Source organism: Brevibacillus ginsengisoli (genome assembly GCF_050113715.1).
Taxonomy (GTDB): domain Bacteria; phylum Bacillota; class Bacilli; order Brevibacillales; family Brevibacillaceae; genus Brevibacillus_H; species Brevibacillus_H ginsengisoli.
On record NZ_JBNJQR010000008.1, the window covers coordinates 153,530 to 177,002 of the forward strand.

Below are 23,473 nucleotides of genomic sequence, written 5' to 3' on the forward strand. Positions count from 1 at the left end.
AACTGGTTGTTCTGTCTAAGAACACCTCCCCTTTTTGTGAAACAGCCACAAAATTGATGAATCACAAAGAAAGCTCTTGACTGTGAGTGAATCCCACAGACAAGAGCTTTTTCTCTTTCGGTTTTATCAAACTGTTCGCAGACCGAAATTATTTTACTGCTTTCAATGCCACAGCAATTTTCGCAGCGACTTCGGCATTATGCTTCACGAGCGCAATGTTGGTTTCGAGGCTTTTGCCGCCAGTCAATTCTTTTACTTTTGCCAAGATGAACGGAGTTACGCGCTTTCCTGTAATATTATTGGCTTTCGCTTCGTCCAGTGCTTGCTGAATCACTGCTTCAATCTCATTGTAGTCAATCGCGTCCGCTTCTGGAACCGGATTGGCGATGATCATACCACCGTCTAGGCCCAGCTTCCATTTGGTATCCATCATCGTTGCTACCGCTTCAGGTGTGTCTAGTTGGAAATCTACTGGGAAACCGCTTTTGCGCGAATAGAAGGACGGGAACTCATCACATTTGTAACCAACTACTGGAACCCCTTGTGTCTCGAGGTATTCAAGTGTACGGCCAATATCCAAAATGGATTTCGCACCTGCGCAAACAACCGCCACATTCGTTTGAGCCAGCTCTGTCAAATCTGCAGAGACATCCCATGTTACTTCTCCTTCACGGTGAACGCCTCCAATACCGCCTGTCGCAAACATTTCAACACCAGCGATTTCAGCTGCAATCATGGTTGCTGCTACTGTTGTCGCACCGATTTTCCCGCTGGAGAGAATGTATGGGAAATCTCGACGGCTTACTTTTTCCACTTGTTTGTTGGTTGCAAACTCTTGAAGCTCACTATCGTTCAAGCCGATTTTGATTTTGCCGTCCATGATCCCAATGGTTGCTGGCACCGCACCATTTTGGCGAATGATGTTCTCAACTTCTTTAGCCATTTCGATATTTTGCGGATAAGGCATTCCGTGAGAAATAATGGTTGTTTCAAGGGCTACGATAGGCAAGTTGTTCTCAAGGGCATGTTTTACTTCATCTGTATACGTAAGATATTGTTTCATGATCAATTCCTCCTAATGGGATTCTATATAAGCGTAAATATGTTCAGGCTGTAACAGTGGAGATACAGAATGCTCAGTTTGAAGCGTGAGAGCTGAAGCGGCAAGACCTAAACGGCATGCCAGTTCCAAGGTTTCTCCTTGCATGATTCCATAAAGAAATCCCGATGCGAACGCGTCTCCGGCACCTGTCACGTCCACCACCTCTACTGGATAAGGCGGCAACAAGCCAGCGTCTTCTTGTGACGAATAATAAATTCCCTGTTCTCCGAGTGTGACAATCACATTCTTCACACCACGTTCTCTGATTTTCTCGCAAGCTCGCCCACAATCTTCGGTGGATTCGATACTCATCCCGGACAACAGCTCGGCCTCTTCCCGATTGGGCATGATCGTATCGATTCCTTCCAAACTCTCTGGAAGCTTCTTGGCCTTGGTCGATGAGACAGGATCAACATACAAAGGGATGGATTCATCCTTGCAACGCTTCATCAGATAGGCCAAACAATCGGCTGGAATATTCGTATCGAGAAATACTGCCTCAGAAGAAGCGATATGCGACCACTTCTCCGCAAACATCTCAGGTGTCATTCGATCGTATATATCCATGTTCGCCAAGGAGACGACCATTTCTCCATCCGTATCCAGGAGGGCCGTGTAAGAGCCTGTCTGCTCCCGCGGAAGGATCCAGGTTTGACTGACTTCAACGCCATGCTGTTGAGTCTCCTGAAGGACCCACATGCCTTCCTTATCGTCACCCACGCTGCTGATCAGCGAAGTGGTACATCCGAGTCGCCCAAGGTTCTCGGCAATGTTGCGCGCAACTCCCCCGCAAGACTCCGTAATCGTAACAGGATTGGAAGAGTGGAATTTGACCTTCTGTTTACTGTGCGCTTTTCGATCGAGATTGGCTCCGCCGATACAGGTAATCAGCGATTCGTCCCGTAAAATATACGCTCGACCTTTAATCTCGCCCTGTCTGGTTAAACTAGCAATATATCCGGCAACGGCTGACCGAGAAATTCCTATTTTGTCCGCCAGTTCCTGCTGGGATATAAAAGGATTCATTCGGATGTAATGTAACACCTGTTTTTCTTTGTCCATTGAACAGCCTCCTTTCACCAGTTTTTTCTTCTCAAACAAAAGTTTATCACTATAACATTTGTTTGTAAAGCGGCGAGATAAATTTAAAAAAGGATGACTCGAAGCTGCAAAAGCTACGTGTCATCCTTGTGTTATCACTGATTTATCCCTGTAGGAGCGTAAAGATTTCCTACTAATCATCTTTTATTGGAACCATAATCGTCAGCATTGGTTGATCCGTTTGCGGGTCATAAGTGGCCGGGTACACTTCTAGGTAATTGATTGGCTCGGTTACCGTCTGATACCCTTCCTGCTTGATCCAATGATCAATGGTTTCGTAGGATTGATAGACTTCCTCTCCCGTCGGATGGTTCAATGTCGCATAAAGCTGGGAAGGAACTATAAAGGAAATCATTCCTTCTGGAAGCTGCGCCGCTTGTTTTACCTCCGAGCCGATGTAATAGGTAAATCCATTTGGAATATCGTGAACCGAAATCCCGAGGATATACCTGGGTTGAACAGTCTCCGGAATCTCGCTCATACGCTCCCGAAACTGACTCATTGCCTGACGAATCTCCCCATTGCCAGCCTGTTCATACGTTCCCTGCCATTTGATGCCCACGATTTGAAACGAGTCCTTTTGAACGGTATTGATCTTCATCCGGTTCCCCCCGATTTCATTAATGATTGGTTGGGTTTATCCACTTATCCATACAAGCGAAGTTTTGGATCTGACTCTGTTCCTGTCAGTCGCTTCGTGAATGTGCGCTGCCAATTAGCAGAAAGTGCCTCCACCTTCAACATCCTTTCCGCTTCCTTAAGATTGGTGCGGTCCTTGTGCATAATGTGGTTAGCGTATTGGATGGAGATACCATGAGGATCACGCTCCAGCAGAAGGATAGGTTTCTCTTGACGCACCGTTCCTTCTTGGAGAACACGGAAGTAGAAGCCGGTATACCCTGTTTCTTGCACTTGCAAGGCCAACTCTGGGATATCGTATCGTTTTGCGAGTTTGTGGCAAGGTTGACGGGGCTGACTGACTTGAACAACGGCCGTTCCCATTTGAAAGATGTCACCGATGCACACATCGGACTCCAGCATTCCTTTGACGGTAAGGTTTTCACCGAAAGCGCCCACTTGCAGCTTTTGGTTCAACACCTTTTCCCAGTAAGGATAGTGTTCGTAGCTGTAAACGCAAACAGCTTTATCCACACCTCCATGAAAGTTCAAATCCGCTTGTTCATCGCCTTCCAAATTCACAGAAGATAAAAATAATTCACCCTGAACGGGAAGCTTCAGCATCCCCGTCAGGATTTCTCCTTTACTGTAGGCCATAAGCTGCGGTTTCCCCACTTGAATCGATAGGATTTCTCCTTGCAGCATGGCTCTCACCTACTCTTCTTTTTTGGGTTGTTTGGCAAACCAGGCTTGCGCCAGTTGACGAACAACCTCTTTGGACAATGATTGCTCAGCTTGTACAACTTCACCGCGCTCATCCTGCAAGCGATAAAGCATCGCGGTTTCGTCATTCGGGTCGGATTTGGTCACCAGTGTCGCAGCGCCGATTTTGCCGGCTACCTTCCAATCTTCAATGATCAGCTCGTACTCATCTATCGCGAGCTCAATATACTCTCCGTCTGGCAGATCGATTACCGCATACCCGTCATGTTCAATTTCTGCCTCATATGTATGACCATTGGCTTGTTCATACAGAGCCAATTCGTTCGCGTCATTCAGATTTTCTTTGATTTTCGTGAAATCACGGATTGTAACTTTTACCATTTTCTTCATCTTGATCGCCTCCTTCTATACTCTAGCATAAGTCAAGCAACGATTGAAGTCTTCACGCTTTCTCATTCCATAACGAAGTCAATTAAGTTTAGGTTTGGCCAATGTCAACCGATAAATTCCTTTTCATGGACAGACAATTCCGCCTAGCCCCAAGCATACGATGTGCACAGGACGATTTTTAATCTCCACTATACAAGCATCGGCAAGATGGAACGGAAGGATGAAAAACCATGTGCGGAATTACGGGATGGATTCATTGGAAAAAGGACTTGACTCAAGAACTTCCGATTATCCAAAAGATGACGAAGACCTTAACGGATCGTGGGCCGGACGCGGTCGGCGTCTTTATGAACAAGCAGGTTGCGTTTGGTCATCGCCGTCTATGTGTCGTTGATCCGGCGGGTGGCGCCCAACCCATGACCAAAACGCTGGGTGATTATAACTTTACGCTTGTGTACAACGGAGAATTATATAATACAGAAGATATTCGGCAAGAACTTTTGGCGAGAGGGCATCGGTTCAAATCTCATTCGGATACGGAGGTTTTGCTTACCGCGTACATGGAGTGGGGGCGAGACTGCCTTGCCAAGTTGAACGGGATATTTGCTTTTGCCATCTGGGATGAACGCAGGCAGAATCTTTTCCTCGCGCGAGACCGAATGGGAGTCAAACCGTTATTTTACGCCGAGCGAGAATGCTCGTTTATTTTTGGTTCGGAGTTAAAAGCAGTCCTCGCCCATCCAGATGTGCGCCCCGAGATCAATCGAGAGGGCTTGGCGGAGATCTTCATGATGGGCCCTTCCCGAACTCCCGGACACGGTGTTTTTCGTGGCATTAAGGAAGTGAAACCCGGTCATTATCTGGAAGTGGATGAGGCGGGTCTACGAATAAATCAATATTGGTCGCTGGTTAGCCAGCCTCACACCGACGACCTGGATACGACCGTCTCCACTGTGCGCTCTCTACTACTCGATTCGATTGAACGCCAGCTGGTCTCCGATGTTCCAATTGCTACCCTGTTGTCAGGAGGACTTGATTCCAGCGCCATTACGGCTGTAGCTGCCGAGGTGTTCAAACGTGAGGGGAAAGGCCCGCTTCATACCTATTCTATTGACTATGTGGGGAACAATCAGTACTTTCAATCCAATGCTTTTCAGCCCGATGAAGATGCTCCTTGGATCAAACGAGTAAGCGAACATTTGGGAACCATACACCATACCATCGAGTTTGATACGCCGGATTTGGTGGAGGCCCTCCGCACGGCAGTGTTTTCCCGTGATTTGCCGGGGATGACAGACATTGATGCGTCCCTTTTCCTCTTCTGCCGAGAAATCAAAAAAGAGACAACGGTCGTTCTGTCAGGAGAATGTGCGGACGAGGTGTTTGGCGGCTATCCGTGGTTTTATCGCGAGGATTTGCTGCAATCGAATACTTTTCCATGGATGAGAAATGCCCATCAACGGGTTGAGTGGCTATCGGCCGAATTAAAAGACATGATCCAACCTGAGGCCTACCTTGCCCAACGCTATAAGGAAACGCTTGAGGAAGTGCCACGATTGGATGACGAAGATCCCGGGGAAGCGCGTCGTAGAGAGATGTTCTACCTCAATATTAACTGGTTCATGAGCACTCTTCTGGATCGTAAAGATCGTATGAGTATGGCGGCTAGTCTGGAAGCTCGGGTACCGTTCTGCGACCATCGGCTGGTTGAGTACGTTTGGAACATTCCCTGGGCAATGAAGTTCCACAACCATCGGGAAAAAGGCATTCTGCGCAAAGCCATGGAAGGAATTCTGCCTGACGATGTGTTGTATCGCAAAAAGAGCCCTTACCCCAAAACGCATAATCCCGCTTATGCCAACGCCACTCGCAAATGGCTCTTGGAAGTGCTGGACGATCCAAGTTCACCGCTTCTCGCTTTAATCGATCAGAAGGCCGTTCGGGAATTGACGCAGCTAGACGCAGCTGCCAGCAATCTTCCCTGGTTCGGACAGCTGATGAGCACACCGCAGTTGTTCGCCTATTTGGCACAGATTGATCTTTGGCTAAGAGAGTATAAGATTTCCATCGTATAAAGATTAAAAGGATGATCCTTTGAAAATTCCACGTCGGATCATCCTTTCTACTCTTGTTGTATCATCGTAACCTCATGCAAGTACAAGCTACTAGCAATCGAAAAGTGAGGGTTGCAAAATGACTAGCCACCAAGACACCCCGACTTCCCTACACCTTGCCTGGCAATTCATCCAAGGTGTAGCCATTGCGCTCTTTGTGGTTGCTCTTGTTCCATTTTTGGCGATCTACAATTTATTCGACCTGTAAACTATATGGGTTTCCCCACCTGGATTTACTGGCCCTTATGTAAATGTTCATCAAGGAAACGGTGAAAAAGGTCTTCTTCTTCTGGACTCAGTTCCCTCATTGGGATAATGGTTCTGGTGTTGGCATCCGTACCCCGTACTTCCGCCACTAAGATGTTGTCCTTATAGACATTGAATGTAGCCGAATCCCCTGATTCTACAGGAACTCTTTGCGCATTGAAGTGTCCTTCCGGGTTATCCCCCTCGTCCATCCTGTCATTTTCAGGATTGCTCCGAACACTAACCTGCCACTCGCCTTCTTGATACGAATTCACTTCCACAGAATTACCGCTCACTGAAACGCCTTCTTTCTTTTTTCTTTACTTTACCTCTTAAGGCGTTGGTTCATTCAACATGTGTTCAACATGTGTTCAACATATACAACTACCGTGCTTGTTTGCATGCTCCACAGTAATGACTACATTTCCCTTTTTGTGCCCTTTTTCCACGTATCTGTGGGCTTCAGGAATTTGTTCTAGCGGATAGCGTCTATCTATGACTGCTTTGATCTTTCCCGCCTCCATAAGTTCTTTGAGGAAAAGTAAATCTTCCACACGTACCTTTGCGATCCCCTGCCCTACAACTGACACATAGGTCCCGCTCGGCGTTAGTGCACTCTCGCATAGGGATTTCGGGCTTTTCCCAACCGCGTCAAAGATCATGTTGTAACGCTCTTTTGCCCTCGTATAATCCTCTTTTGTGTAGTCGATCACCTTATCGGCTCCCAGAGATTTCACCAATTCCAAATTCGTGCTTCCGCACACTCCAGTAACCTCTGCTCCAAAATATTTGGCAAGCTGTACCGCAGACGTCCCTACCGCTCCAGAAGCCCCATAGATCAGAACTTTTTGTCCGTTCGTGATATTCCCTTTTCTAAGAAAATGCAGTGCTGTCGTTCCTCCAAAAAGAACGGAAGCGGCTTCCTCATAACTCGCATTCGCCGGTTTGATTGTTACCAATCCGTCTTCGCCCAGACATATGTACTCAGCATAAGCACCAAAACGCATACCGGTAAACGCAAAAACCTGGTCGCCCTTCTTAAATCGTTTTACAGCTTTGCCTACAGATTCAATTTCCCCGGCTAACTCGACACCCAGGATCGGCTTTCTTGGTTTTCTGAGACCTAAGAATAACCGCATGGGGATCCAGTACAAAAAAGGACTTTTGAAACTTCGAACACGACAATCCCCTGATGTTACAGTTGTCGCATACACTTTTATCCGTACTTCATTGTCTTTGGGAATAGACTGCTCTACCTCTTTAAGTTCCAGAACATCCGGTGATCCGTATTTCGTGCAGACAACGGCTCGCATTGGTTTCCTCCTACATTCAAATTGCATGAGGTATAGCTTTGTAACGATGTTCACCACAGATCTTAAGATACTGGATCATACCCTATTCAAAAAATATTCAAAGAGATAATGAATCATGTTTGCTTGATAAGGTTATTTCATCTCCGACGTTCACCTCACCAAAGCTTTCAACCTTCGCCCAGACACCAAACGTTGCTCCATGATTATGAGCTATCGCGCGGAGTACACGAGCATCCTGTTGAAGTTCCTCTTGAGTGTTGTTCACCATAACACAACGTTGGAGTGGAGCAACAACTCGTAGGGCTACAGTTGGTCCAACTTGGATGAGTCGGTCTACCCAATTGTCTTCGATGTATCCAGTTCCTTCTGTATCCATTAAAATGTTGGCTCGAAATCGACGAGGGTCAACAGGCTCTCCTAGTTGCTCACTCAACATGCGTAATGCAGAGGTTGTTATGATACTAACTGGCCCCTCGTCAAAATGAGAGATCGACTCTTCTTGTACCAAGGTTACCGGATATCCAAGCCGCTCACTCAACGTCTCATGTACGGTAGGATCGTCACCCCGATACTCCATCCCATCCTGCATTGTTACGATGGGAATAGACCCCTCATATCGTGCTCGATATTGAAATAGCCCTTTCATTTCCTGAAAACGCCGTGTCGTCTTGCCACTTCCAAACTTTCCGTTCGAATTTTTAATTGCCCATAAACGATCTCCCAAGAACCCTCGATGATCAATGGAGACGGAAGACAATGACTCTCCTAAAATGGATTTGACAGGATAACGGCGGATTTCCTTGACTTTCCCTATGAAATGTTCGTCCTGCTGATTCAATATTTACCCCCAAAGTTTTTCGACTGTTGAATTCTGTTCTCTGAATAAAGTCTATGAATGAGTGAATTTTCTGATGGAGTATTTTACCTTGTTTCTACTGTAAACCCCTTGATATTCCCGAGATTTACCACATCCTGCTTTGTCATTCCTTTGGTGTCGAGTATCAATTCTCCCTTAAACTGATGGGTACCATTGGGACTCAAGGATTGGTTGACGAAAATGACCGTATCGCCCGAGAGCACGTGCTTTCGAAGTGAATCAGGCAACTCCATTTTTACTTGGGTAATAAAAGTTTCTTGAGTGCTATCATTCCAAACAGTTCCCCAATAAGAAAATTTTTGTTTGTCCATGTCCGTCACTTTGTCGCCTTCTGGACCTATTGCACTATACCAAGAGTCTACGACAACACCTTGATGCTGTTCAGGATCAGACGAGCTCCAGTCGTTGAACAGCCAATACCCTAGCAACACTAACCCCAAAAGAGTAACCCAAGTTCTTATATTCTTCATTGTAACCTCTACTAAACTTTTTAGTTTAATTAGATAACTTATTCCATACATTTTTGGCATATAAGAAGAGCATGATTACTAATTCCTAAAATACTTTTTTCTCTGCAACTGTTCTCAATGTAATGAACCCAAGTATCCACTTCATCGGTCTCAAATGTGTTTAGATATTTTCCGAGAAATGGACTGAAGCCGTCCGACGCCAAATGGTCAATTATTTCAACCTCGAAATTTTCCAAAAGCGATATCATCTCTTCAGGTGTAGTAAAGAATGCATCCGTCCAAAAGCATTCTTCTTCTCCATCTCTAATTACACCCGTTCTTAACATCTTATCAATAAATTTGTTTGTTAAATATTTTTTATTGTTCAACATGACTGAGTGAAGGATATAGTGCTTATTTATATAAGCAACAACTAATAACCCTCCTCTTTTCAGAACCCTTAAAGACTCTTGGATACATTTCACTCTATCAGTTTCATTTATAAGATGATACAAAGGACCAAGACACAACACCACATCAAAAGCCTCTGATTCAAACTCACCTAGATTAGTTGCGTTCGCTATTTTTGCTTCAAGATCCAATGGGACACCATTTCTTTTTACTACCTTTTCTTGAATTAATTCTACATGTTTAGGCGTGATGTCTGTAGCTACGACTTTATTCCCTTTTTCAGCATAGTAAATAGAATAGATGCCCGTTCCCGCTCCTAATTCTAAAACAGTATAGGCTGGTTTAATATAATTATCTAATGTTCTTGTAGTGATAATAAATTCAATTTTCCGAGCATTATCAGTAGTCAGCCGGGATTCCTCATTATATTTTTCATAGAAATCAATAACGGACTGCATTCTCCCATCACCTATTTTTCTACATGTGGTTTAATGTTCTTTCAGAAGCACGTGCATCCATACACCATTACAGTCTTCATCATCACCTGTTAACCCAACCAGCGCGCGGTCAAAAACAAAGCCTAACTTCTCGAAGATTCTCTTGCTGCTCATTGGTGAATAAACTTCCCAAACGGATTTGGAACAAAATCAGACTTGTTAATAAATCCCCATATCCCACCCGGGGCTTCAATCTCGAAAAATTCCCCTCGTTCACTCAGAATAAAAATCGTATTCTGATTACCTTCCTCCTTGAAAACCCCTTCTTCATCAAAAATTACTGCACCTGCCTTCAAATAACCCTCTTTGGCTAAACGAGGATCGTAGTTAACGACTGCGTTCTTTTTTATCCATTTTTTTCCTTCAACTGGCTCAGCATATCGGAAAAACTCAATTTGGTACCACTCATTCTTTTCACCGAGAATTTTAATGATCTTCCCGGCTTTAAGCTCATAGACTGGATCTTTTTCATCTGAAGTCGGATAAACGTAAGTCTGATACTTCATTATTTTGTAGCTTTCTTGGGAATTCTGATGTTTACTCTCCTCTACTTGCTGACTGTGTTCACTCATCATTAAGCTTTTGAATCGTTCTTGAAATGGTTGGCTGCCAGGTATCGTGAGTACAAGCAACTGAATTCCCAAAAGAATGGTCTGTACCAACACCGAAAGCTCACCTTCTTATTGAATTTTCTTGTAAGACGCTCGGAGAAATATAATGTTTCTCGGCTAAGTATTGGAGGCTTGAACAATTTAGTTTGCAGGACATTCGGTTATCACAAGTAATGATTTGATAATTAAATTTGCTAGTTGATGATTTTGAAACTTGGGCAAATATTGTATCTGACAAAAATGGCGAATGGGAAACTAATTATCCACGATGGAGTGACGTCATCATAGTCTTTGAGATAAACTTAAAATTGTTTCACACTCTCTTTTTATTGAAAGGACTGAATTATGCCCAGTTAAAAATTACGATTCTATTCCGATCAATAAATTGGGAGGTAATTTTATGGAAATGAAACAGTTAGAAACCCAAAGACTACTACTTAGACCAATAGAACCCAATGATGCCCCTTCTTTATTTACTTTTTGGTCTGATCCTATTGTCTCGAAACATATGAACATTGAAACGTTTTTAGAGGTTACGCAGGCTGAACAAATGATTTTACTTCTCCAAAAACTTAGCGTTGAACAAAAAGCATGCCGTTGGACAATTATTCTTAAGGATACAAGTCAAGTTATAGGCTCGTGTGGTTTCAATTATTTTGATTTCGAAAATGAAAGAACGGAAGTTGGTTACGACCTTGGTTACCCCTTTTGGGGAAATGGTTATGTCCCTGAAGCCTTAAAATCATTAATTTCTTTTGGCTTTAATGACCTAGGTTTAAATAGAATCGAAGCAAAGGTTGAGCCAGAAAACATAAACTCGGTAAAGGTCTTAAAAAAATTACATTTTGTCGAAGAAGGCATATTACGACAATATGAGAAATCAAAGGGGCAGTTAGTTGACTTGATCATGTTTTCTGTAATACGGAAAGATTGGAATGAACACTCCATTTAAATCAGTAGCTTAAATATCCTTACATTTCGGGTGGCTATGAAGTATTCTAGCCACCTATATTTTTTGTTCCGCTTTCTCCTTAACTATCGTGTTAAATTGCGATATACCATTTGTCCTTCCTATAACTCAAAAAATAAGAACAATGCTGGCGTTTTCAAACAATATCGTTCAAGGTTGAAGATGCATCCGATTTAGATATTTTAGATGTTCTCGATGTTTTCAAATAGATCCAACAAAGAACCAATGTCGTACAGATAAGGCTTACAATACTTCCCTCCAGACCAAAATGATCGCCTGAGAGCCATGCCGGCCCTGATACACTGGTTCTAAGAAATGAGTACGTGACTTCTCCACCTGATACCGGATATCCTAAAATATTTCCCTGAATGAAATTCCAGCTCCAATGAAATCCAACTGATAGCCAGATACTTTCTGTCCACTCGCGCAGCCATCCTAGCAAGAAGGCGCTGAATAAAACATCCAAGAGAGGGATGATATGAGAAGTTGCCCCGGGATTAAACAAGTGTATCAAGGAAAATAGGACAGCCTGAATGATCAAAGACAGTTTGGGTCCAGTAGATTGCTTGATCAATCCTTGCAAATATCCTCTGAAAAAGAACTCCTCTCCAATTGCCACTACCAACCAAAAAACGATCACTGCCCCAAGGTCCAGCCAAGCTCCGCCATGGGGTACCTGAAAGTTCGTAATGGTGACACCGCCTAAAAGCCACACAGCAATAAAACATATGAGGATCATTGCGGCACCTAAGGCAAACCCTTGACTGCTTTTAACAAACCACCGTCTGTCTTTCAATCCAAGTGGCCATTTGTTAGCTCGTTCCCAAACTCCATACATAATGACCACACAGAGAACCATGGAGAGATGGTTGCTCCATTTCCCCAAAAAGGGTTGCATAGTAAATATCATGGCGAAAATCAATAAGTAACTTCCGATGACCTTCAATGTCAATAACAGTAGGCGTATAAACTTCATGGATAAATCCTCTCTCATTTATCTGACTCAAGATAGCATTTCAGGAACATACTACCATTTCGCTCAAATCATACTATACTCCGAAAAAGGTGTCGCGTCTTCTCTATCCTTCGAAAAATAAAAAAGGGTGTCTCCTCCATAGTTTCTACTTGAAGGGACACCCTTTTGATTAACGCGAAAGATGCTTTTTTACCGGCTTTTTACCAACAAATCAACCGCTTCCTTGATCACGGACTCCGGGTTGTTCCCCTTGTCCATTTCTTCGCGGATACAAGCCTCGAGATTGTTTGCGACGACCAGTCCAATACTGCGATCAACCGCTGAGCGAATCGCGGTCAGTTGCGTAACCACTTCTCGACAATCTTTGGTTTGATCCATCATGCTGAGCACACCACGGATTTGTCCTTCGATTCGCCGCAATCGATTTTTCAAAGAATCTGAGTACTCCATCGTACCACCTCGTGCCAGTTCATTTTCTACATTATACCCTATGGGGCAAATCTAACAAGTAGATCCCTTCTTCCAGGGCGGATTTAACGAGTATTTAGCGGCTTCACGTATGCTAATGTTCTTAATTTGGTCATTCTTTTTCACACATATTGACTTTCCCTATTCCTTGGTAGATAATACTTGGAGTTTTTATACCGTAGCGGTGTTGATTGAAGGAGGAAAACGACGTGAAACGACTATTTTCGGGGGTTCAACCATCTGGAAACCTGACGATCGGAAACTATCTGGGGGCCATCAAACAATTCGTGGATTTGCAGCATCAAGCAGAGGCCTTATACTGTGTGGTAGACTTGCACGCCATTACAGTTCCTCAGGACCCGCAAGAGCTTCGCAAGCGTTCACGCGAAATCGCCCAGCTCTATCTGGCATGTGGGGTCGACCCGAGCAAAGCCACCATCTTTATTCAATCTCATGTAAAAGAACATGCCGAATTAGGCTGGCTGTTGCAATGCGTTTCCAGCATGGGTGAATTGAATCGCATGACCCAGTTCAAAGATAAAGCGGAGGGCAAATCCTCAGTAAACGTAGGTTTATATACATATCCAGTCCTAATGGCAGCCGATATCCTCTTGTACGATGCCACGCACGTACCAGTAGGCGACGACCAAAAGCAGCATGTTGAATTAACTCGTGACATCGCTGAGCGCTTCAATGGACGCTATGGGGACACCTTCGTGATTCCGGAACCACATATTCAAAAGTTCGGTGCCCGTATCATGGCCCTGGACAACCCTGAGAAGAAAATGTCCAAATCAGCGGAGAACGAAGGAAGCCGAATCTCCATCCTGGAAGCTCCAGAGATCTTCAAGAAAAAAATCATGCGAGCCGTTACGGATACGGACAACGAGATTCGCTTTGATGAAGAGAACAAACCAGGCATCTCCAACCTCTTGACCATCTACAGTCTGTTTGCGGATGAATCGATTGAGTCCTTGGTTAACCGCTTTGCGGGACAAGGCTACGGTACACTGAAAAAAGATTTGGTGGAACTCTTAACCGATAAGTTAGGCACCATCCAAAAACGCTTCAATGAACTAAATGACCATACCGAATTGGATCGCATTCTTGGCGAAGGCGCTGAGCGAGCACGGACAATCGCTGAACAAACCGTGAACCGTGTAAAAGACGCGATGGGTTTCGTTCGACTTTCTAAATAACCTATTAAAATCCTATAGTAAATGGATCACATCCCCTTTGGATGGGCAGTAAATCAAAAAAATTTTACTGTTTATCTTGAAGGGGAATTTTTTTTGCGATATGGTATGTTTATCCAAATTGTGTAAGGAGGAATACTTTTGCCAATCATTCGTAAAAACCCTGAAAATGTTGCCCCTCCAGTCGGTTCGTACTCGCATCTAACCATATTGCCAAAAGACATGGATATCCTAGTTCTCGCTGGACAAGTTGGAACAGATCCAGATGGAAATCTGCCAGAAGAAGTGGAAGAACAATTAAAAAATGCGTTACACAATATTCAACGGATTCTAAGCAGTGAAGGTGTCTCGACAGACAATATCGTTAAAATCAATATTTGGTTAACAGAAAAGATTGATCGGGCTCGTTTTGTAGAAATTTGGGGTCAATTCCATAACGGAAATCCGCCATCTACAACATTTGCTTATGTGGCGGCTTTGGTTCAGCCCGCATTTAAGGTAGAAGTAGAAGCCTGGGCAGCTCGAGGTTAATTCAAAAATAAGAAGAGCAGTCCTTCGCTCGAAAGGACTGCTCTTTTTTCTAACACCCTATTTTATTATCTCTTATCAATCGGTGACTAGCCGGATATTAATCTTTGAATAAGAGAGATTTGCCGGAGATACCTGGATGCGTCATTTCGTACGCATCGAGAATCACGTCAAGCTCTTCTTCAGTCAGAACATTTTTCTCCAAGCACAATTCACGAACGGATTTGCCGGTCAGAATCGCTTCGCGAGCAATGCGTGCAGCTACTTCATAGCCAAGGTGTGGGTTTACCGCTGTGATGACACCCGCACTCTTCTCTACGTATTCTTTCATGCGTTCTTCATTGGCAGTAATTCCATCGAGGCAGTACTCACGGAAAGCAGCGAATACGTTGTTCATCATGCTGATGGATTGCAAGAGGTTGAATACGAGCACTGGCTCCATTACGTTCAACTCAAGCTGTCCAGCTTCGGATGCCAAGCAGATGGTATGGTCGTTACCGATTACTTGGAATGCTACTTGGTTCACTACCTCAGCCATAACAGGGTTTACTTTTCCTGGCATGATAGAAGAACCAGGTTGTCTTGCTGGCAGGTTGATCTCACCAAGACCAACACGAGGTCCGGATGCCATCAAGCGCAAATCGTTAGCGATTTTGGACATGTTGAGCATACAGACTTTCAAAGCTGCGGATACTTCGGTATAAGCATCGGTATTTTGAGTAGCATCTACCAGATTTTCTGCACCTTCGATTGGGAATTTGGTGATATCCGCCAGGTGTTTCACAACATTTTTGATGTAGTCTGGGTCAGCGTTAAGTCCAGTACCTACAGCAGTTGCACCCATGTTTACTTCATACAAATGTTGACGGCATTGTTTGATTCGTTTGATATCGCGTTCGAATACTCGGCGATAAGCTTCGAATTCTTGACCCAAGCGAATTGGAACAGCGTCCTGCAAGTGAGTTCTACCCATTTTGATCACGTGGTCGAATTCTTTTGCTTTTTTCGCGAAAGTCTCATGAAGTTGATCCATAGTGACAAGCAATTTTTCAAGCATCATCAGTGTAGAGATGTGAATAGCTGTCGGGAATGAATCGTTTGTGGATTGGGACATATTTACATGACTATTTGGGCTTAATTGGAAGTATTCACCTTTTGAGTAACCCAATTTTTCCAAAGCTCGATTGGCAATAACTTCATTGGTGTTCATGTTGATCGAAGTACCTGCTCCACCTTGGATTGGGTCAACGATGAACTGATCATGGTACTGACCTTGAACGATCTCTTCAGCAGCTTCAACAATTGCTTCTCCAAGTCGTTTATTCAATTGTCCTGTTTCCATGTTCGCCAAGGCAGCCGCTTTTTTCACCATTGCCATTGCTACGATCAGCGATTCATGAATACGATATCCAGTTATAGGGAAGTTTTCAATTGCGCGCAATGTTTGCACACCATAGTAAACATTAGCTGGTACTTCTTTTTCACCAAGAAAGTCTTTCTCAATACGATAGTTTTCGGAAGTCATTTAAAAGTCTCCTCTCATTTCTATAGGAACAGTTGCGCAAGACCAAAACCGATGACTACGGCACTGACTGTTGCAACAATACCTGGCACCATAAAGCTGTGATTCAGAATATACTTACCTATTCTAGTTGTACCTGTGCGGTCAAAGTTGATCGCAGCGACAATAGTAGGATAGTTAGGAATGAAGAAGTAACCATTAACGGCTGGGAACATTGCGATCAAAGCCGCAGGTCCAAGACCAAGTGAAAGTCCTAATGGCATAAGCGTACGAACGGTTGCAGCCTGACTGTATAATAGAACAGAGAGCAAGAATAAAGCAAGAGCAAACAACCAAGGTGCACTAGTAACCATATCTTTGATGGATCCGGTCAACAAGTCCATGTTACCACTGAAGAAGGTATCGCCCATCCAGGCAATCCCGAAGATCCCGATAACGGCTGTTACACCAGCTTGGAATACGTTACCTTTAACAATTTCTTCTACTTTTACTTTAGAGAAGATGATGATCAGTGCAGCAATGGACAACATTACCATTTCGATAGTTGAAGGCATACTTAAACGATCAGGTTTCGCGCCTGCAACTGGCCATACAGGTCGTAATTCAGGGAAAGTACCAAGTAATACAATGAGAATGGCAGATACTACGAACAAGATAACAGACAATTTAGCACCTGGTTTGAGTTCTACTTTTTTCGCTGTAGATTCTTTCATTTTAATCAAACCTGCAGCTACACGTCTTTGATATTCTGGATCATCTTTCAATTCTTTACCCATTTTGCTGCAAACGAATGCGGCAATCATGCAACCTAAGAAGGTGGCAGGTACACAAATCTTCATGATGTCAACTAATTGAATGTTATAACCGCCTAACAAGCCAAGCAAGGCTACTGTAGCAGCGGAAATTGGACTTGCAGTAATCGCTTGTTGAGAAGCAATCGCCGCAATAGACATCGGACGCTCAGGACGAACACCGGACTCTGTTGCAACCTCAGCGATAACAGGCATTACAGAGTAAGCTACGTGACCAGTACCCGCGAAGAAGGTAAACAAATAAGTGACAAGTGGTCCCATGAAGGTGATGCGAGATGGATTTTTCCGTAGCATTTTCTCAGCTAATTGGACGAGATAATCCATCCCTCCGGCAGCTTGCATGGCTCCTGCCGCTGTAATTACCGCAGCGATCATCAATATTACATCAATTGGAGCAGAGGTTGGCTTCAGATGGAAGACGAAAGTTAAGACGCTAAGACCCAATCCACCCATAACCCCAAGGCCGAGACCGCCTATTCGAGCACCGAAATAGATACAGATGAGGACAACTAATAGTTCTAACCAGAACATAAGTTTTTACATCCCTTTCTTAATTTAAAATGAGTGCTTTTGCAAGAAGTTCTTCTAGAGAATCATTCCACCCCGCATTCTCTTGATCCGAGCTAGATACTCTCGCAATCCCATTTATTACATAAATCCATTTCTTGGACTCTTCATCCTGAAAAACTCCCGTAATACTGGTGGATAAAGGATGAAAGCTATCAGAAACAGAATAAATGGTGCCGTGATAAATACTACTCTCCTCATAACAATCGTGAATCCATTCATCTAAACGATTCAAGAGCCACAAGTCGCCTGTCGTAGAACCGACCAACTTCGCTTTTTTGCTGTACTTGCGGTATCGGTAACCCATAGAAGGTACCCTCCTTACGTTTAGACTAGATGTTGCTTCAAATGAGGAATTACATCGATAATGTGACGGTTAATGGCCAATTCCTCCGGCTCAAAGCCAAGAGCAAGTCCAATCAATTGAGGCAAGTGAAGAATCGGCATTGTGATATCGCGTTCTGCTCCTTTGGCTGCATCTGGCTGATACATATCAAGCTGCATTTGGCACAGCGGACATGGAGTCACCATACAATGAGCGCCTGCGTCTTTTGGAGACAAGCAGTTTTTCTCGAGGATCTTCATTACTTCTCTCTCCGCTGGGAAGACAGCGTGGAATCCGCAGCATGCGAGACGTTGGTCGAAATCGACACTTTCCGCTCCCAATGCGGCAACCACCATTTCCATGGATTGCGGGTTCAGAGGGTTTTCGAAGCCCATGATTTGCGGTGGACGAGTAATGTGACAGCCATAGAAATTGGCTACTTTCAGCCCTTTTAATGGACGTTTCACTTTTTTCTTCAAGTTATCCAAGCCATAATCTCTGATCAGAGCCCATAAGAGATGGGTAATATCGCTTGTTCCCTTGTAAGTCATTCCTGCTTCTCGCAAACCAATGTTCACATTGTCTTTTAATTCAGTATCCCCATCCAGGCGACTTTTTGCAGTTCTCAGCATGAGAGTACAAGTGTTGCAGACGGTTAAAATTGGCATGTCCAATTTTTCACCAAGCGCAATGTTGCGAGCATTGACGGATACACTCAGGAAGTCATCCACATCTTGAATATGGCTTGCTCCACAGCATGTCCAGCCTTTTAGTTCGACTAACTCGATATCCAGTGCTTGGGCTACTTTCATCGTGGAGATCATCAGCTCTTCTGCTGCAGATTCTAGTGTGCATCCGGGGAAGAAGCCGTACCGTAGCTTTTTCATTGTTTCTTCATCTCCTGCTCCTTGGCAAACTTGTAAATCTTACGAACTCCTTGGATGCCTTCAATCTCTTTTGGCATGTGGAGCGGATTAATCTTACCTTTGGTAATCATCCGCAAAGCGAATGGAACACGTTTGGTCATCGTTTTCACTAAACCTTCTGTCTTGATCGGCAAGGTCATTTCATTTAAGCGGCCTTTGTTTCGCACGTCATCGTGGAAAGCGAAAGCGTGACGGGCACCCAAATTGTCCACTTCACCCATTTTGATAGATTCCTGACGCAGATAAGCAATTTCTTTTGAAAGATCGATTTGTTTTGGACATTTGGTCACACAGTTCATACAGTGAATACATTTCCACAAATTGTTTTCCAATACAGGACGGATATGCTCTTGTGGCGCAGCATCACGAGAATCCACTGCAAATCGGTATGCTTTGTTCAACATGTAAGGAGCTAAGTACACGTCTTCGTTCACATTCAACTGACCGCATTCCGAAGTACAAACACCGCACAAGATACAGTCAGTTGGAGAAGCGATTCGGTGGTAATCTTCCTCGGATTGGATGAATCCTTTTTCAGGAGATCCTTGATCGGTCGGAATTAACCATGGTTTAACCACCTTGATCTGTTCGAGTGGTGGCTTCCAATCAATAACTAGGTCTCTTACTACCTCAAAGTTACCGAGTGGCTTGAAGGTAAGCGTATCGGTCTGAAAAGTCTCCAACAGTTCATCCAGCGGAGTTTTACAAGCAAGAAACGCGTTGTCGTTCACTCGAACCGCGCAGCTACCGCAAATCGCATGACGGCAAGCAGCTGTAAAGTTAAGGGTTGGGTCTTGCTCCTCACGAATTTTGGTCAAAGCCCAAAGGATAGTTTTGCCTTCTTCATAGGGAAGTTCGTACTCTTGGTACCATTCCTTTTCTCCATCAAAGCGTTTAATTTTATATGTGATTTTTTTTACTTTGTCCATTAGTATTTTCTCTCCTCCGGTTGATACTTGGTAATTCGGACTGGGAGATACTCCAATTTGTATTCTTCACCGTTTTTGTAAATTAAGGTGTGCTGTAGGAACTCAGCGTCATTACGGGTTGGGTAATCTACCCGGGAGTGGGAGCCGCGGCTTTCTTTACGCGCGATCGCACCCATTGCGATAGCCTTTGCCAGTTTTAACAGGTTACCGATTTCAACGTAATTGATAAAGGCACTATTATATCGAATGGAAGGGTCTCCGATGTAGGTATCCTTGTAATCCTCCAAGAGTTGGTTAATCGTATCAAGCGCTTGGACCATATCCTCCTCTTTACGGAAAATCCCCACGTTGTTCCACATCGCTGCGGCCATTTTGGTACGGATTTCAAAGAGGTTATGACCTGTCTTTTTCTGACGCATCTGATCAAACTTCTTCTGCCATTTATCCGCTTCGTCTTGCACTTTCTTCGCGGAACCCAATGTACGTTTCTTCGCAGTCTCTTTGGCACCTAACCCAGCGTATTTCCCGAAAAATACGACGTCAGCTACAGAGTTACCTCCAAGTCGGTTAGCTCCGTGAATGGATACACAGGAGCATTCCCCTGCTGCATGTATACCCTCAACTGGTGTGCTACAGGTTTGCGGATCAACGACATGGATACCGCCCATGGTGTAGTGACAGCTCGGACGAATTGGAACCGGAGTTGTAACCAAATCCACGCCTTCGAACTCAAGCGCAAGCTCCCTTACTTGTGGCAGGCGTTCCATGATGCGCTCCTTGCCTAAGTGGCGCAAGTCCATCAAGACATAAGCACCCATTCCTTCGCCAAATCCGCGTCCTTCTCTGATCTCAGTTTCAATTGAGCGGGAAACCAGGTCACGAGGTCCTAACTCCATTTTTTCTGGAGCATAACGCTGCATGAAACGCTCGCCATCTTTATTGATCAGGTAACCGCCTTCACCGCGACATGCTTCGGATAAAAGAACCCCGGTGGACGCTAATCCTGTTGGATGGTATTGCACAAACTCTGGGTCTTTCAACGGAATACCTACATCGAAGCAAGCCGCTGTACCGTCACCGGTCATATTAAGCGCATTCGTTGTTCGGTTCCAATAAACGCGTCCAAATCCGCCAGTCGCGATGACAACTGATTTGGCTTGCATTGGATGAATCTCACCGCTTCGCATATCCATGGCAACCAGACCATTCAGTTTGCCTTCCTCTACAACCAGTGACAACATGTACCACTCGTCTAAGAACTCTACATTGTTTTTAAGGCATTGCTCATATAGAGCATGAAGGATAACGTGGCCTGTTTTATCCGCAGAATAACAAGTTCTCGGGCTGGATGCTCCACCGAATGGACGTTGCGCTACCTTTCCGTTGTGATCGCGGGAAAAAGGAACTCCGTAATAATCCAATTCATTTATAATGGAAGGCATATTGGAGGTAAAAAATTCAACGGCATCTTGGTCGGCTAGAAAATCGCTACCTTTTACCGTATCTCGAAAATGTTTCTCTGTGGAATCTGTATCGTCACGATTTCCCATCGCTGCGTTGATTCCGCCTTGCGCTGCTCCTGTATGAGAACGCGTTGGATAGATCTTGCTGAGCACTGCTACTTTCAGATTGTTGTCTTTACTTGCTGAGAGTGCCGCATTCATTCCTGCTCCACCCGCCCCAACAACAATCACGTCATAGGTCAACATAATTTGACTCCTCTCTACTAAACAACAGATTTGAATCATTTGGTGATTCGTTTGGTGAATCGTTTGGTGTTTCCTTGTGAATATTTTCACATAGATTTTCGCAAAATGGAAATGCTTTATTTTTATAATTATATTCCTGAAATAAATAAATGGTTTTCAATAAACGTACACAAAGTACCCCTTATAATAGTGTAGTTTTTATTTATAATACATTGAGTAATGTCCACGTGGAGAGTATTGTACATAAGGAAATGATTATATCATTCCTGCAAAATATCCCATTAGTCTCAGTTTTTTTAAAAAATCTGTTGTCTGTGGAAGGATATAACTGTCCATAAATTACGAGTTAGGAGCAAACTTTATGGAACTAAGACAACTCGAGTATTTTCGAATGGTTGGCACACTCAAAAGCTTTACGCACGCCGCCCAAAAGTTGCATATCACCCAGCCCTGTATTACCAATTCGATTCATAAATTAGAGGATGAACTTGGAGTACAACTTCTGGATCGAACGACCAAGCAAGTATCTCTTACGGAAAAGGGTGAGATGTTTCTCAACCGTGTAAACAACATCCTGACCACCGTAAATGAAGCGACTATTGAAGTTCAGAATTATGAGAGCCACCTTGTGTCGCTTGGTCTTCCTCCGATGATCGGCGCTTATTTATTTCCTGATATCTTCCTCAAGCTGCAGAAGGATCTCCCGGAAATCAAATTCCAGGTGACTGAAAAAGGTTCTGTCGCGATTCAAGATATGCTGGAAAATGGTGATATTGATCTCGCCTTTATGATAATTCATCAGAAATCACATTTGCTCGAACAAGTCCCGTTGACGCAGAAGGAAGCGATTGTCTGCTTACCCAAAAATCATCGGTTTACCAAGCGCAAATATCTTACATTTGAGGATCTGTCAAATGAGAAATTTATCTTACTCTCCAATGAGTACGTGCATCACCGGATCTTCATGGAACAGTGTACGAAACGAAATTTCTCTCCCGATGTCGTTTTCCAGACAGATAAAATTGAGACGATGAAAGCCTTGATTGAGAATGGTGCAGGGATTTCAGTCCTCATGAGCACCATCGTCAATGACACACCGGACATCATCAAGGTTCCACTAAAAGTTCCGATTAAATTCTCGATTGGGCTGGCATGGCGAAAGGATAAATCCTTGTCCAACAGCTGCATGGACACGATTCAATTCTTCAAGGATTACTACGAGAACGAGAGCTCCCTCATCACCTTGGCAGAATAAAATTAGAAAAGGCGGTTAAACCGAATCACTTCTGGTTTAACCGCCTTTTTGCTTTTATTAATCTGTGACTGTGAACGGAATTGTATCTGGCGCTTTACGCAAACGTATTAAAGGAAACAAATTCCCCCACAGGCTTACGATACCCTCTAGCGCGCTGACTGGACGTGTCCTCTTTTCCAATCGTAATCATCAAAACGGGCTCGAATTGATCTGGGATGTTGAGCAGCTTTTTGATACCTTCTGGATCAAACCCGATCATCGGGCAGGTATCCCAGCCTTTTTCTTTGGCGATCAGCATCAGCTGCATGGCGGATAAGCTGGCGTTACGAATGGCCTCATCTCTTTGGAACCCTTCTCCCCGTGATTCATACATATTGGTCACGTCAGAAACCAGATAATCGTATTCCTGTTTGGAGATGATTCCGAGATCACGCATCCCTTGATTCAACTCGCCTACTCGCTGATAGGCAAGCTTGTCTCCCAACACCAGAATAACGGCTGAAGCGGTATGTACTTTATATTGTTTATAGGCTGCCTCTTCGTAGATACGCTCTTTCACCTCAGGATCATTAACGACTAGATAGCGGGTGTGCTGCAAATTAAACGCGGATGGCGCGAATTTTACAAGCGAAAAGATGGCTTCCAATTCGGATGCGGGAATTTCGACCCCTTTAATAAACTTGTTGGCTGATCGTCTGGTTTTTACAACTTCCTCAAATTGATTCATGTTCTTCATCTCCTAGTTCAACTTATGGTCTATGCGATTACTATAACACAATTAACTATAAATAAGTAAGTATCAAATTAATAATAATTATTTTTTGTTAAACTTGGTCGA

At 44.0% G+C, this 23,473-nt stretch carries 27 protein-coding genes; 6 read left to right on the forward strand and 21 right to left on the reverse strand.

Going from position 1 to position 23,473, the window contains the following annotated elements; genetic code table 11:
- Positions 1-148: 148 nt before the first annotated feature.
- The 5 genes from ACQCN2_RS16975 to ACQCN2_RS16995 all read right to left on the reverse strand — a co-directional run bounded on the left by ACQCN2_RS16975 (position 149) and on the right by ACQCN2_RS16995 (position 3,934).
- Positions 149-1,063, reverse strand: coding sequence for a pseudouridine-5'-phosphate glycosidase (locus tag ACQCN2_RS16975; RefSeq protein WP_426930131.1), 915 nt, complete (start codon positions 1,061-1,063; stop codon positions 149-151).
- 12 nt (positions 1,064-1,075) lie between these two features.
- On the reverse strand, positions 1,076-2,164 hold the full coding sequence (locus ACQCN2_RS16980; protein ID WP_426930132.1) for a carbohydrate kinase: 1,089 nt from the start codon (positions 2,162-2,164) through the stop codon (positions 1,076-1,078).
- Between the two features lie 172 nt (positions 2,165-2,336).
- A complete protein-coding gene (locus ACQCN2_RS16985) occupies positions 2,337-2,804 on the reverse strand; it encodes a GyrI-like domain-containing protein (protein ID WP_426930133.1) in 468 nt (155 codons plus the stop codon).
- Positions 2,805-2,848: 44 nt separating this feature from the next.
- Positions 2,849-3,526, reverse strand: coding sequence for an MOSC domain-containing protein (locus ACQCN2_RS16990; protein WP_426930134.1), 678 nt, complete (start codon positions 3,524-3,526; stop codon positions 2,849-2,851).
- Between the two features lie 9 nt (positions 3,527-3,535).
- The gene (locus ACQCN2_RS16995; RefSeq protein WP_426930135.1) at positions 3,536-3,934 is read right to left on the reverse strand and encodes a hypothetical protein; all 399 of its coding nucleotides are present in this window, start codon (positions 3,932-3,934) and stop codon (positions 3,536-3,538) included.
- Positions 3,935-4,164: 230 nt separating this feature from the next.
- On the opposite strand from ACQCN2_RS16995, the gene asnB reads away from it, so the two are divergent.
- Positions 4,165-6,009: an asparagine synthase (glutamine-hydrolyzing) gene (gene asnB / locus ACQCN2_RS17000; RefSeq protein ID WP_426930136.1), complete on the forward strand. Its 1,845-nt coding sequence runs from the start codon at positions 4,165-4,167 to the stop codon at positions 6,007-6,009.
- A 118-nt stretch (positions 6,010-6,127) separates the two neighbouring features.
- Entirely contained in the window at positions 6,128-6,256 is a 129-nt protein-coding gene (locus tag ACQCN2_RS17005; protein ID WP_426930137.1) for a hypothetical protein, read from the forward strand.
- 25 nt (positions 6,257-6,281) lie between these two features.
- Here ACQCN2_RS17005 and ACQCN2_RS17010 read toward each other — a convergent pair whose 3' ends face one another.
- From ACQCN2_RS17010 to ACQCN2_RS17040, 7 genes are all read right to left on the reverse strand, one after another.
- Entirely contained in the window at positions 6,282-6,590 is a 309-nt protein-coding gene (locus ACQCN2_RS17010) for a hypothetical protein (RefSeq protein WP_426930138.1), read from the reverse strand.
- A gap of 75 nt (positions 6,591-6,665) precedes the next feature.
- Positions 6,666-7,607 (reverse strand): NAD(P)-dependent alcohol dehydrogenase, encoded by a 942-nt coding sequence (locus tag ACQCN2_RS17015; RefSeq protein ID WP_426930139.1) that lies wholly within the window; start codon positions 7,605-7,607, stop codon positions 6,666-6,668.
- A gap of 97 nt (positions 7,608-7,704) precedes the next feature.
- Entirely contained in the window at positions 7,705-8,445 is a 741-nt protein-coding gene (locus ACQCN2_RS17020; protein ID WP_426930140.1) for an MOSC domain-containing protein, read from the reverse strand.
- An 83-nt stretch (positions 8,446-8,528) separates the two neighbouring features.
- The gene (locus ACQCN2_RS17025; RefSeq protein ID WP_426930141.1) at positions 8,529-8,954 is read right to left on the reverse strand and encodes a hypothetical protein; all 426 of its coding nucleotides are present in this window, start codon (positions 8,952-8,954) and stop codon (positions 8,529-8,531) included.
- A 38-nt stretch (positions 8,955-8,992) separates the two neighbouring features.
- On the reverse strand, positions 8,993-9,802 hold the full coding sequence (locus ACQCN2_RS17030) for a class I SAM-dependent methyltransferase (RefSeq protein ID WP_426930142.1): 810 nt from the start codon (positions 9,800-9,802) through the stop codon (positions 8,993-8,995).
- A gap of 30 nt (positions 9,803-9,832) precedes the next feature.
- Positions 9,833-9,955, reverse strand: a complete 123-nt coding sequence (locus ACQCN2_RS17035; RefSeq protein WP_426930143.1) for a hypothetical protein — start codon at positions 9,953-9,955, stop codon at positions 9,833-9,835.
- Positions 9,952-10,506 (reverse strand): SH3 domain-containing protein, encoded by a 555-nt coding sequence (locus tag ACQCN2_RS17040; protein WP_426930144.1) that lies wholly within the window; start codon positions 10,504-10,506, stop codon positions 9,952-9,954. The genes ACQCN2_RS17035 and ACQCN2_RS17040 overlap by 4 nt, the downstream gene beginning before the upstream one ends.
- 352 nt (positions 10,507-10,858) lie before the next feature.
- Between ACQCN2_RS17040 and ACQCN2_RS17045 the strand changes: the two genes are divergently transcribed.
- Positions 10,859-11,404: a GNAT family N-acetyltransferase gene (locus ACQCN2_RS17045; RefSeq protein ID WP_426930243.1), complete on the forward strand. Its 546-nt coding sequence runs from the start codon at positions 10,859-10,861 to the stop codon at positions 11,402-11,404.
- A 154-nt stretch (positions 11,405-11,558) separates the two neighbouring features.
- Here the strand turns inward: ACQCN2_RS17045 and ACQCN2_RS17050 are convergent, their stop codons facing one another.
- Both ACQCN2_RS17050 and ACQCN2_RS17055 read right to left on the reverse strand, forming a co-directional pair.
- Positions 11,559-12,398 carry a CPBP family intramembrane glutamic endopeptidase gene (locus ACQCN2_RS17050; protein ID WP_426930145.1) on the reverse strand — a complete coding sequence of 280 codons (840 nt, stop codon included), beginning with the start codon at positions 12,396-12,398 and terminating at the stop codon, positions 11,559-11,561.
- 189 nt (positions 12,399-12,587) lie between these two features.
- Positions 12,588-12,848, reverse strand: a complete 261-nt coding sequence (locus ACQCN2_RS17055) for a metal-sensitive transcriptional regulator (protein WP_426930146.1) — start codon at positions 12,846-12,848, stop codon at positions 12,588-12,590.
- Positions 12,849-13,075: 227 nt separating this feature from the next.
- On the opposite strand from ACQCN2_RS17055, the gene trpS reads away from it, so the two are divergent.
- On the forward strand, positions 13,076-14,065 hold the full coding sequence (gene trpS / locus ACQCN2_RS17060; RefSeq protein WP_426930147.1) for a tryptophan--tRNA ligase: 990 nt from the start codon (positions 13,076-13,078) through the stop codon (positions 14,063-14,065).
- A gap of 138 nt (positions 14,066-14,203) precedes the next feature.
- Complete coding sequence (locus ACQCN2_RS17065) at positions 14,204-14,593, forward strand: RidA family protein (RefSeq protein WP_426930148.1); 390 nt, start codon at positions 14,204-14,206, stop codon at positions 14,591-14,593.
- A 97-nt stretch (positions 14,594-14,690) separates the two neighbouring features.
- Here ACQCN2_RS17065 and aspA read toward each other — a convergent pair whose 3' ends face one another.
- Genes aspA through ACQCN2_RS17095 form a run of 6 tightly spaced genes read right to left on the reverse strand, consistent with a single transcriptional unit; the run spans position 14,691 to position 21,380 of the window.
- Positions 14,691-16,115, reverse strand: a complete 1,425-nt coding sequence (gene aspA, locus ACQCN2_RS17070) for an aspartate ammonia-lyase (protein ID WP_426930149.1) — start codon at positions 16,113-16,115, stop codon at positions 14,691-14,693.
- A 20-nt stretch (positions 16,116-16,135) separates the two neighbouring features.
- Positions 16,136-17,455: an anaerobic C4-dicarboxylate transporter family protein gene (locus ACQCN2_RS17075; protein WP_426930150.1), complete on the reverse strand. Its 1,320-nt coding sequence runs from the start codon at positions 17,453-17,455 to the stop codon at positions 16,136-16,138.
- 19 nt (positions 17,456-17,474) lie between these two features.
- Positions 17,475-17,798, reverse strand: a complete 324-nt coding sequence (locus tag ACQCN2_RS17080; RefSeq protein WP_426930151.1) for a molecular chaperone GrpE — start codon at positions 17,796-17,798, stop codon at positions 17,475-17,477.
- A gap of 20 nt (positions 17,799-17,818) precedes the next feature.
- Positions 17,819-18,703: a CoB--CoM heterodisulfide reductase iron-sulfur subunit B family protein gene (locus ACQCN2_RS17085; RefSeq protein WP_426930152.1), complete on the reverse strand. Its 885-nt coding sequence runs from the start codon at positions 18,701-18,703 to the stop codon at positions 17,819-17,821.
- The gene (locus ACQCN2_RS17090) at positions 18,700-19,671 is read right to left on the reverse strand and encodes a succinate dehydrogenase/fumarate reductase iron-sulfur subunit (RefSeq protein WP_426930153.1); all 972 of its coding nucleotides are present in this window, start codon (positions 19,669-19,671) and stop codon (positions 18,700-18,702) included. The genes ACQCN2_RS17085 and ACQCN2_RS17090 overlap by 4 nt, the downstream gene beginning before the upstream one ends.
- The gene (locus tag ACQCN2_RS17095) at positions 19,671-21,380 is read right to left on the reverse strand and encodes an FAD-binding protein (RefSeq protein WP_426930154.1); all 1,710 of its coding nucleotides are present in this window, start codon (positions 21,378-21,380) and stop codon (positions 19,671-19,673) included. The genes ACQCN2_RS17090 and ACQCN2_RS17095 overlap by 1 nt, the downstream gene beginning before the upstream one ends.
- Positions 21,381-21,741: 361 nt before the next feature.
- Between ACQCN2_RS17095 and ACQCN2_RS17100 the strand changes: the two genes are divergently transcribed.
- Positions 21,742-22,635, forward strand: a complete 894-nt coding sequence (locus ACQCN2_RS17100; RefSeq protein ID WP_426930155.1) for a LysR family transcriptional regulator — start codon at positions 21,742-21,744, stop codon at positions 22,633-22,635.
- Positions 22,636-22,729: 94 nt separating this feature from the next.
- Here ACQCN2_RS17100 and ACQCN2_RS17105 read toward each other — a convergent pair whose 3' ends face one another.
- On the reverse strand, positions 22,730-23,362 hold the full coding sequence (locus ACQCN2_RS17105) for a nitroreductase family protein (protein ID WP_426930156.1): 633 nt from the start codon (positions 23,360-23,362) through the stop codon (positions 22,730-22,732).
- Between the last annotated feature and the right edge of the window lie 111 nt (positions 23,363-23,473).